This window comes from Corallococcus sp. CA049B (assembly GCF_003611685.1).
In the GTDB taxonomy this organism is placed as follows: Bacteria; Myxococcota; Myxococcia; order Myxococcales; family Myxococcaceae; genus Corallococcus; species Corallococcus coralloides.
In genome coordinates this window covers 1-9,620 of record NZ_RAWC01000284.1, presented here as the reverse complement: position 1 = coordinate 9,620, position 9,620 = coordinate 1, and the positions used below count along the sequence as shown (strand labels likewise).

The window sequence follows — 9,620 nt, the reverse complement described above, 5'->3', positions numbered from 1 at the left end:
GGGCTGGTGGGCTCGCTGGGCGCCCGGACGGTGGGGGCGATGTTCTCCTCCGAAATGGCGTGGTGGACGGGCATCGCCCTGCTGGTGTGGATGGGGCTGGTGCTCTACCTGCTCATGTTCACCCTGGGGCTGGACGTGGTCCGGGGCGTCTTCGCCAGGGTGCGCGAGCTTCCGGAGCCGCCCTCGCCCGAGCGCCGGGCCTTCCTTGCCCGGGGGCTCGCGACGGGGGCCACCGTGGCGGGCGCGGCGGTGAGCACCTTCGGCACCTGGCGCGCGTTCCACCCTCCGGACGTGCGCGACATCCCGGTGCGGCTGCCCGGGCTGCCCAAGGCGCTGGAGGGCTTCACGCTGGTGCAGCTCACCGACATCCACATTGGCGGGGTGTTGCAGCGCCGCTTCGTGGACGAGCTGGTGGCGCGCACCAACGCGCTCAAGCCGGACCTCATCGCGGTGACGGGCGACCTGGTGGACGGCACGGTGCCGGAGCTGGGGCGCTACGTGGGCGGCTTCGGCGCGCTCAAGGCCCGGCACGGCGCGTACTTCGTCACCGGCAACCACGACTACTACTCCGGCGTGGCGGCGTGGACGGAGTTCGTCCGGGGGCTGGGCATCACGGTGTTGCGCAACCGCGCCGTGTCCATTGGGGACGCGGGCGCGTCCTTCGACCTCATCGGCGTGGACGACTGGAGCGCGAGCCGCTTCGGTGAGGCCGGGTATGACCTGGACGCGGCGCTGAAGGGCTTGAGGCCGGACCGCGCGTCGGTGCTGCTGGCGCACCAGCCCTCCAACTTCGAGGTGGTGGCCCAGCGCGGCGTGGGGCTCCAGATTTCAGGGCACACGCACGGCGGACAGATGTTCCCGGGCAACGTGCTGGGCCAGCTCATCTGGGGCGAGCAGAACGCGGGCCTGAGCCAGCAGGGCGGCTCTCAGCTCTACGTCAGCCGCGGGTGCGGCTTCGTGGGTCCGCCCATGCGCGTCGCCGCGCCGCCGGAGATTGCCCGCATCATCCTGCTGCCGGGCTGAAGAAGTGGCTCACGGTTTGCGGTGGGCTCGCTCCAGGAGCAGGCCGTCTTCCTGGAGGATGGTGGGACCGGGACGGGGCCGCCCGTACAGGAGCCCCGAGGCGATGCGCAGCGGCGCGGCCCACGCGGGCTCGTCATGCACCAGCACGTCCTCGCCTCCGATGCGGACCACCATGCCGTCGGGGGCCACCACGGAGAAGCGCAGCGGCCGGCCCAGCGCGGCCTGGAGCGCGGCCATGGTCGTTTCGTCCTCCTGCGAGAAGGCCAGCGGGCCCTCGGGGTGGCTGTGGGTGATCTCCACCAGCGTGTCCCTCAGGCTCCAGATGGCTTCCCACCGGGGGCGGGAGTCCGGCAGCGCCATGGGGTCGTCGAAGGAGTCGCCCCACAACACCTGGTCCTCCGGCCCGATGAGCAGGCACACCTCGCGCGTCGTCGACATGAAGTCCTTCCTCCCGAATGGCTCGTACCGACGTGGGAGACGGGCCCGGTCGGACACGCGGGTTTCAGGCGTGCCGGGTGATGACCAGCGCGTCCGTGTCGATGGCTTCCTTGAGCACCGACGGCAGGCTCTCCAGCGTGACCCGGTGGTCCGCGCCCGCCAGGCACACGCCCGCGTCGCGCACGCGCAAGCTCGCGGCCTCCACCACCGTGACGAAGCGCTCGCCCATGAACGTGTAGACGACCTCGAGCAGGCCGTCCCCCAGCCGGCGGTGGTCCAGCAGCCGCGCGCCGGCCTTGTCCAGCGCGCGCTCCACCCGCGCGCTGGCCTCGGACTCCGAGCGCCAGCGTTCCTGGCGCGTGAGGCTCCGTCCGTCCCTCGCGCCTGGAGTCCGGCATGAGGCGCGCGCGGAGGCGTCCCGGCGTGCTTCCCACGTCTCACGCTCACGGGCCGACAGCGTCCGCGCGACCTCGCGTCCGTCCGCGTCCCGCCAGGCCGCCCGCGTCCCGTATCCAGGGTCAGCCCACGCACGCGCCTCCGCTCCGGACTCCTGAAGCATCCGCTCGCGCCGGGCCTCCAGCTCCGACTGCAACCGGATGAAGCGCGTGCGCTCATCGGCCAGCCGGCGCAGGCAGCGCTCCGCCTCCGCGCGTCCCTCGCGCGCCACGTCGAGCACCCGCCCACGGGCCTCCACGGGCGCGAACGGGATGCCCGTGCCGCGCGACACCGACTCCAGCACCGCGAAGCCGAACGCCGCGCGCAGCGACGCACTCACGCCTCGCGCGTCTCCCAGCGCACGGTCCTCCTCCAGCGCCCGGCGGGCCGTCTCTTCGGCCTCGCCCTCGAACTCCACGCCCTCGAAGAGCAGCGTGCCGTCATGCCAGCGCCGCGCGGTCAGCGGCGACAGGCGCGGCGGCTCCTCCTCCGGCATCAACGCCAGCGGCTCCGCCACCGCGCCCTCGCGCACCAGCCGCGTCCCCCAGACGTGGCCCCGCACGCGCGGCAGCGCCTCCAGCCCTTCGGGAGACGCCGGCTCTCGCGCGGTGGCCTCGCGGCCCTTCAGCTCGAAACGCCACCAGCCCGGGGCGACGGGCCAGGTGACGCGCAGGCGGCGTGAAGGCGCGTCCACGGTCCCGCCGCCGAAATACGGCAGCACCGCCGACTCCACCTTCCCGAGCAGCTTCCGGTAGTCCACGCCCCTGCCTCCTTCTTCACGCCACCTTCAACAGCGGCGTGCTCATCACCCGGTCCACCCAGCCGGACTGGCTGGCCCCCGCCTCGCGCGGAGCGTCCATCAGCGCCTGGAGCACGCGCGGCACCTGGTAGGGGTCCGCGAACTGCCCCACGCTCACCTCACTGAAGGGCACGCCCAGCTGCTTCGCCCCCGAGCGCACCGTGTTGCCGCGCGCCCCCGCCACGCTCACCAGCAGCGCCATGGCCGCCACGCTGTAGCCACACGCGTGGAAGGCCCGGGCGAACTGGTCGCCTGCCTCGCCCGCCTCGTCACCCACCACCATCACCACCAGCTTCGCCTCCGCCGGGATGCGCACCCCGGAGCGGTGCAGCGCGTGGACACCGGCCGCGTGCACCGTGCCGCCGGACGCCTTCAGCCCGGACAGCATGTGCTGCACCGCCGTGCGGTTCGCCGCCTTGGGCTGCAGCACCGTGCCCATGGTGTCGAACGCCGCCACGTGCAGCTTGTCCATCGGGAAGCCCGCGAGGATGCGCGACAGCGCCTCCTTGGACTGCTCGATGGCGCCCTCCATGGACCCCGACTTGTCGATGAGGAACATCACCCGCACGTCCGTCTCCGCCGTCGCCTCCGCCACCGCCTTCTTCACCGCGTTGTCGCTCGCCTCCTCCAGTTTGCGGCGCACGTGCTCGCTCCGGACGTTCTTCGCGATGTTCAGCGAGCGCTGATCCGTGGCGCTCGCCACCGCCCGCTCCCAGCGCGCCTTCACGGACGGCTCCTGCAACAGGCCCAGCTCCTCCAGCGTGGGCGTCATCAGCCGCAGGTCGCGGTCCGACAACGACGGCAAGAGCGTGGCCAGGATGGCGGGCGTGAGGCCCACGTCCTTCGGCAGCCGGCCCACGACCTCCTTGTAGGAGAGCCGCTCCAGCTCAATCCACTCGCAGATCTCCGCCTCGGAGAGGCCGTCGAAGCGCTCGCGCTTCACCAGCGTGAGCCCCTGCAGCCCCACCTGCCGGTGGCCGCCGTCCGCCTGCTTCTGCTTCCAGCCGAGCACCTCGAAGAAGCCCTGCGACTGGGGCTTGTAGCCGGCCTTGCGCGCCAGCCGCTTCAGCGTCTCCTTGTAGCCCGCCTTCACCAGGCCCTGGAGCATGGGCAGGTTCGCCTCACGCGCGGCCAGCCACTTCTGGGCCACGCGCTTCCAGCGGCCCAGGGGCGGCTTGCGCGACGCCGGATCTCCAAAGCCCGCGGCGCGGTTGAGGCGCGCGATCTCCGGCGTCTCCAAGAGCTCCGCCACGCGCAGTACGGCCTTGGGCGTGAGCATCCGCGTGGAGCGGCGCACGTAGTGCAGCACCATGGCCTCGCCGATGGAGCGGTAGTCGTCGTCGTGGAAGGCGATGGTGCCCTGGCCGTCGCGCACGGGCTGGCCCGCGTGCTCCTGCACCAGCATCAGCGCGCAGGTGGCCACCTTCAGGTCGCGCCAGTCCGTCTGCGTCAGCGCGTACGACGCGAAGTGCGCCATCAGCGTCGGGTTGAGGCGGTAGAGCTCCAGCAGCTGGCCGTACAGCTTCACCGCGGCGGGCACGAACAGGCCGGGCGCCACCTTGCGGCCGCGCGACAGGGCCTTCGCGTCCGCGCCGGCGACGGCCACCCAGGTGCCGTTCACGTCCAGGCCGGGCCGGTGGTGCCACAGGTGGGCGGAGCCACCGAGCACCACGTCGAGCAGTCGCTCGGCCGGTCCTCGCTGCGTCTCCGGAAGGGTCGTCTGGGTGCGAGCGGTCATGGCGGTCGTCCCCCTTTCGGGACGCAAAGGCATGCCCGGGAGGGCCGCCTGGAGTTGGGAGGGAAAAGGTGAGCGCCCGAGTGAAGAAGCCGGTTGGCTGAAACCCAAGTTCAGTGCCGGACCGCCGGCGGTCCCCCCGCCTTGCGAGCGGAGGGGTGGAGTCGAACCACGGCGTGTAGGGCCTCTTCGGCCGGGCGCTCGAAAGCGATGCGCCCCTGGACTCCGGGCCGGCCGGAATCCTGACGGCGCCATTTCCGGGCCTTTTCCGGGGCCTTACCCGTCTGCCCGGGCCTCCATGGAGGCGACCCGCCGCGTCATGCGCGGGCCTCTGAAAAAAGCGTGTCAGGAAAGGCAGGGGGCCGCGGTCAGGGGTTCTGGTAACCAGTCGGAGGCTGTTCGCGGATGCAACGTGTTAATTTGCCGCGCCACATCCCCGTAACCCAACCTCTCGGGACGAGGACCTCCCGGGACAGCCTCCAGGGTCTTCCGGTGTACGAGCAGCTCACGGATGAGGAATTGTTCGCGGAGGTGACGCGGCGCCGAGCCACTGGCGAGGCCGTCGGGACTCCGTTGGGGGCCTTGTGCGCGCGGTGGGCGCGCCCGGCCCGTTACGTCATTGGCCGGATCCAGGGCAGCTACGGACGCGGTTCGCCGGCGGACGCCGACGAGCTCTTCCAGGACGCGGTGGGGAAGTTCCTCGACCGGGGCCTGGATCAGTTCCGGGGCGTGTCCGAGCAGATGCCGGGCAGGAGCGCGTCTCCCAAGACGTTCTTCCTGCGCATCGTCAAGCACGTCGCCATCGACTTCTACCGGCGGCACCGGGAGGAGCTGGCGCCCGCGTCGGCGTCGCCCGACGACGTCATGGAAGAGACCCCGTCCGAGGTGGCCCGGGCGGTGGAGGGCGCACGGCGTCGCGAGGAGCGCGCCGAGGCGCAGGAGCTGTATTGGGCCGCCTACGCCAGGCTCCAGCAGGAGCATCCAAAGGAGGCTTCCGCATGGGAGCTCTATCACCACGAGGACGTGGAGGATCACGAGGAATGCGCACGTCGTTTGAACATCAGCGTGGTGAACTCGTACAAGCGCGTCAGCCGCGCCCAGGCATACCTGCGTCTGTACCTGCTGGAGTTGCAGCGGGACGGACTGCCGGAGGAGCCGTCGTGACGTCTCGCGGGAGTCTGAAAGCTTCCGCCTCGCCCGGGATGTCGCGATGAAGGGCGACGCGCTGTCCCGCTACCAGTCCCGGTACGCGCGCCTGGGCGCGGGCCCTCTCGCGGTGGGTGAGCTGTTGGAGGTGGTGGGGGACGTGCTGCGCCGCTCGGACCGGCTCGGCACGGACGGGGTGGAGGAGGCCTTGAAGGGCCTGGACCGCCCCGGAGTGGAAGCCTGGCTTGCCGGGCAGAAACCGCAGGCGCTCCAGCCGCTGCTCCTGCGGGCCGCCGAGGAGTCGATGGAGGTGGCGCTGGGCGAGGAGGGTGATGAAGCGGAGCTGTGGCGTGCGTCCGCGCTGGAAGGACTGGCCGCCCGGGACCGGGCCGCCTCCGCCGCCCGCGCGCTCGTCACCTGGGAGATGTTGAAGGGCCCGCTGGACGGGGACGCGGCCGCTGCTCGCGAGCGCTTTCTCGGGGCGCTGGGCCACCTGGACTCCGCGCTGCGTTCCCGGGCGCGCTGGTTCATCCCGCTCAACACCGAACGCCGCGCCGAGCGCGACCTGCTGGACCCCGTGGAGCGCCCCGGCGCCTGGTGGTTCTCCGCGAGGGCCGGCTGTGATGACCTGGTGGCGTCCTGGACGGGCCGCCCCATGAAGGACCCGGAGCACCTGAAGGACTGTGCCAGCTGCCGCGCGGACCGGGCGGACACGGCGGTGGTGGACACGCCCCCGCGCCGCCACCTCACGGATGACGAGCTGTGGCGGCTGGACTCAGGGGAGATGAGCCGCGAGGAGCGCGAGCGCGTGGAGGCCCACACGGCCGGCTGCGGCGAGTGCGCCCAGGCCGTGCTGGCGCTGGAAGAGGGCGACGCCGCCATCGACGAGGCGCTGGAGTTGGAAGAGGAAGGCGCGCAGGTCTCGCGCGCGGCGCGTGACTCCCGCGCGGACGTGGCCCGGCGCCCCAACGCGGCCCGCCTGCCGGAGCACCGAGAGGTCCTGGAGGAGCGGCGCGACTTCCGCGTGGTGCTGGTGCGTGAGCGTCAGCGCGTGCGGCTCCTGGTGCAGCCCCTGGGCACGCGCGCCGTGACGGCCGCCGTGTTCCTGTCGCCCGGGCGCCCGTCGCTCAAGCCGACGCAGGGGCCGGAGGGCCTGTCCTTCGACCTGTCCACGGCGCTGGCCACCGGCGCGCACGCGGCCCACCTGACGGTGCAGGCCGGACAGGAGACGCTGGAGCGCGACTTCGCGTTCTAGGCGTCATGCGGTGAAGGAGGGGCAGAGGCCCTTCCTTCCCGCGCCCACCCTGTCTCGCTATCGGAGCTGCGAGGCGGGGCGGTGGTCCCCGGAGGAGTCATACGGCTGCGGGGATCGCACGGGCGGGCGGGGCTCCGGCGTGGTGAAGGGCGACGGGTCCCGCCGGAAGCTGTTGGCGAGGAAGGACACGACCAGCTGCGTGAGCGGCGGCCGGGTGGCGAGCGCGACGCCGCACACGTCGATGCGGTCCACCTCGTGCACGCCCTCCATCTGCCGGTAGACGTTGCAGCCCTGCTCCGCGTCGGCCTCCCGGTCGCGCAGCAGCCTCCGCTCGAAGACGCCCCAGCGCATGGAGAGGACGTCCGGGCTCAAGCGGATGTCCACGGGGCCGGTGCCCCAGCTGCCCTGGATGCGGGTGGTGGGGCCGCCCGCGTGCACCTTCACCCGCAGCGGGTAGTTGCGGTAGGTGCCGTTCACCTCGATGCCGTGCTCGAAGAGCTCGTCGCCCACGGTGCCCTGCCACTGCTGGCCCTTGCCCTTCTTGAGCGGGTTCTCCGTCTGCACGGTCAGGGCGTCGAACCAGTAGGAGCCCACGCGGCCCAGCCGCTCGCCGCCGCTCCAGACGGGGACCGGGGGGGCGTCCTCCAGGCCCAGGGGAGCGGAGGGCAGGGGATGGGGCGCGGCGAGCAGGTCCGTGGTCTTCACCGACGCGTCCACCGTCTCGAAGCGCACGCCGCCGAGCCACGCCTTTCCGGTGCCGCTCATGATGAGGCCCGCCATGATGGTGGTGGCCTCCGCGGGCACGTCCAGCACCACGTCGTAGCGCTTGCAGCCGTGGGTGCCCACCAGCGCGCGCGACTGCATGTTGTCGAAGGCGAGCGGCTGCTTGGGGTCCGGGCCCTCCACGCGCATCCACAGCCCCGCCCAGCCCTTCACGTCCTGGTGGCGCACGGCAGCGGAGAAGCGCAGGCGCTTGCCCCGGAAGTCCTGCGCGCTGAAGGCCTGCATGAAGGTACCGAAGCTGTCCGTGGCCTGCGTACGCGAGCGCAGGAAGGCGCTGCGCGTGCCCTCGCACGGGGAGGATTCATCCACGCCCGCCTCGTAGTGCTGCGGCGCGCTCTCCGTGACGTACCAGCCCAGCGGCAGCTTCGTCCGCGTGGCGTCCGGCGCGGCGGGCATGCCGCCGGAGGAGGCCGGAGCCGCCGCGCTGGATTGCGGCGTGGACGCGGCGGTCGTGACGGAAGCCACCTCCGCGCCGGACCTTGGCGCTGGAGCACCGGTGGGCGGCGGGCTCGCCTTCGGCGCCGAGGTTTCAGGCAGGGCTGTCGCGGCCGTCTTCGCGCCCGAGGGCGGCGGGGTCGCTTTCGGCGCCGTCGCCTCGGACGCGGCCGTCGCGGTGGACGTGAGCGCCGTCGCGACGGGCGGTGTCTGGGCCGCCGCGAGGGGCGCCCAGATTGCCAGCAGCAGGCCGGGGATGCGGGTTCGGAGCGTCATCGAAGGAGTCCTCACAGGGCGGCCGGCCGCGAGCTCAGCGCCACCGCGTTCAGCCCGCTGGACGCGTCGTAGCGGGGGACCTCGCCCTGTCCACCGGGGTGATACACGAGCAGCCCGCGCGCGCTCGCGGACCTGAGGCAGCGCTCCTGCGTGGCCAGGTCCGGGCACGCGACCACGATGTCCCGGGGCGCCTCATCCTCCACCCGCGGGGCCTGCGCCGCGACGGCCGGCGCTTCCACGGGCGTCACGGCCGGGGAGACCGCTTCCCCTCCGGGCCGCAGCAGCAGGAACACGGAGGCCGCCACCGCGACCAGCGCCGCGGCGACGGCGGCCGGGCGGTGCCAGCGCGCGGGGCGCACCACGACAGCGTCGCGCGGCGTGGCGGCGGCGACCTCGTACAGCTGCTCCTCCAGCAGGGCCTCCTCCTGGAGCAGCCGCGCGCACGGCTCGCACGTGAGCGTGTGGGCCTCCAGCTCCGCGCAGGCTTCGGGCGGCAGCGCGCCCAGCAGGTACTGCTCCGTGCGGTCGCGGGTGAGGTGGGGCGTGGGCAGGCTCATGGTTGTTCCTCTTCGAGCGCGGTGCGCAGCTTCTTGCGGACCTCGCACAAAATCTGTCGCACGCGCTGGACGGACAGCCCGACGCGGGAGGCGACCTCGGCATGGGGAAGCCCCTGGCCGTCACAGGCCAGGAGGAAGACGTTGCGCGCGCCCGGTGACACCTGCTCCAGCGCGTCCCGGGCCCGGGCGAGCTGCTCCTCCGACACCAGGCGCTTCTCCGCGGACTGCGCGGGGTCCACCGGCTGCTGCCGCTCCGGCAGGTCCTCCACCGTGCCGTCCACCGACTCGCGCCGCGCGCGCCGGGCGTCATCCGCCGCGAGGAACGCCGCCTGCGCGAGCGCGAGCGCTGGCAGCCGCAGCTCCGTGAGCAGACCCCGCTGCTGCTGCTGGATGAGGCGCGCCCACGTCTCCTGCGCCAATTCCTGGGCCCGGTCCACCCGGATGCCCCGCGCGAGCAGCGACACCACCACCCGGCGCTGGTGCCGCGCGATGAGCGCGTCCCACGCGGCCCGCTCTCCGGAGAGCGCGCGCCGGGACAGGGCCTCCTCGTCCGGCGCCGCCGGCCGGGCGGCACTGCCTGTGTCCTGCCGCGACTGGAGGGTCGTCATCCCCAAGCCCTGTACGGCTGCATCCATGCCGTCTTCCCGTTGCGAGCCGCGCTCGTCCCCCGGAGGCCGTTCCTGCCCCGGGCTCCCAGGGAAACGCGCCTCCTGGCCGGACATATCGACGGAAATGGGC

9 protein-coding genes are annotated in these 9,620 nt (G+C 72.8%); 3 read left to right on the top strand and 6 right to left on the bottom strand.

The features are described from left to right. A partial coding sequence (locus tag D7W82_RS35885; protein ID WP_147439714.1) for a metallophosphoesterase occupies positions 1-1,023 on the top strand: 1,023 nt, incomplete at its 5' end. Positions 1,024-1,032: 9 nt separating this feature from the next. Here D7W82_RS35885 and D7W82_RS35880 read toward each other — a convergent pair. From D7W82_RS35880 to D7W82_RS35870, 3 genes are all read right to left on the bottom strand, one after another. Next, entirely contained in the window at positions 1,033-1,461 is a 429-nt protein-coding gene (locus D7W82_RS35880; protein ID WP_120622609.1) for a Mov34/MPN/PAD-1 family protein, read from the bottom strand. A gap of 64 nt (positions 1,462-1,525) precedes the next feature. Next, positions 1,526-2,656, bottom strand: a complete 1,131-nt coding sequence (locus D7W82_RS41995; protein WP_233588145.1) for a hypothetical protein — start codon at positions 2,654-2,656, stop codon at positions 1,526-1,528. A gap of 16 nt (positions 2,657-2,672) precedes the next feature. Next, the gene (locus D7W82_RS35870) at positions 2,673-4,433 is read right to left on the bottom strand and encodes a VWA domain-containing protein (RefSeq protein ID WP_120622608.1); all 1,761 of its coding nucleotides are present in this window, start codon (positions 4,431-4,433) and stop codon (positions 2,673-2,675) included. Between the two features lie 489 nt (positions 4,434-4,922). Between D7W82_RS35870 and D7W82_RS35865 the strand changes: the two genes are divergently transcribed. Together D7W82_RS35865 and D7W82_RS35860 are read left to right on the top strand one after the other, a co-directional pair. Beyond that, positions 4,923-5,594, top strand: coding sequence for an RNA polymerase sigma factor (locus D7W82_RS35865; protein WP_120622607.1), 672 nt, complete (start codon positions 4,923-4,925; stop codon positions 5,592-5,594). A 46-nt stretch (positions 5,595-5,640) separates the two neighbouring features. Next, complete coding sequence (locus D7W82_RS35860) at positions 5,641-6,831, top strand: zf-HC2 domain-containing protein (protein ID WP_120622606.1); 1,191 nt, start codon at positions 5,641-5,643, stop codon at positions 6,829-6,831. Positions 6,832-6,888: 57 nt separating this feature from the next. Here D7W82_RS35860 and D7W82_RS35855 read toward each other — a convergent pair whose 3' ends face one another. From D7W82_RS35855 to D7W82_RS35845, 3 genes are read right to left on the bottom strand one after another with little or no spacing between them, the layout of a single operon-like run. Beyond that, a complete protein-coding gene (locus D7W82_RS35855) occupies positions 6,889-8,325 on the bottom strand; it encodes an AraC family transcriptional regulator (protein ID WP_120622605.1) in 1,437 nt (478 codons plus the stop codon). Positions 8,326-8,336: 11 nt separating this feature from the next. Next, on the bottom strand, positions 8,337-8,882 hold the full coding sequence (locus tag D7W82_RS35850; protein ID WP_233588144.1) for a zf-HC2 domain-containing protein: 546 nt from the start codon (positions 8,880-8,882) through the stop codon (positions 8,337-8,339). Then, entirely contained in the window at positions 8,879-9,517 is a 639-nt protein-coding gene (locus D7W82_RS35845; protein WP_120622604.1) for an RNA polymerase sigma factor, read from the bottom strand. The genes D7W82_RS35850 and D7W82_RS35845 overlap by 4 nt, the downstream gene beginning before the upstream one ends. Positions 9,518-9,620: the final 103 nt, after the last annotated feature.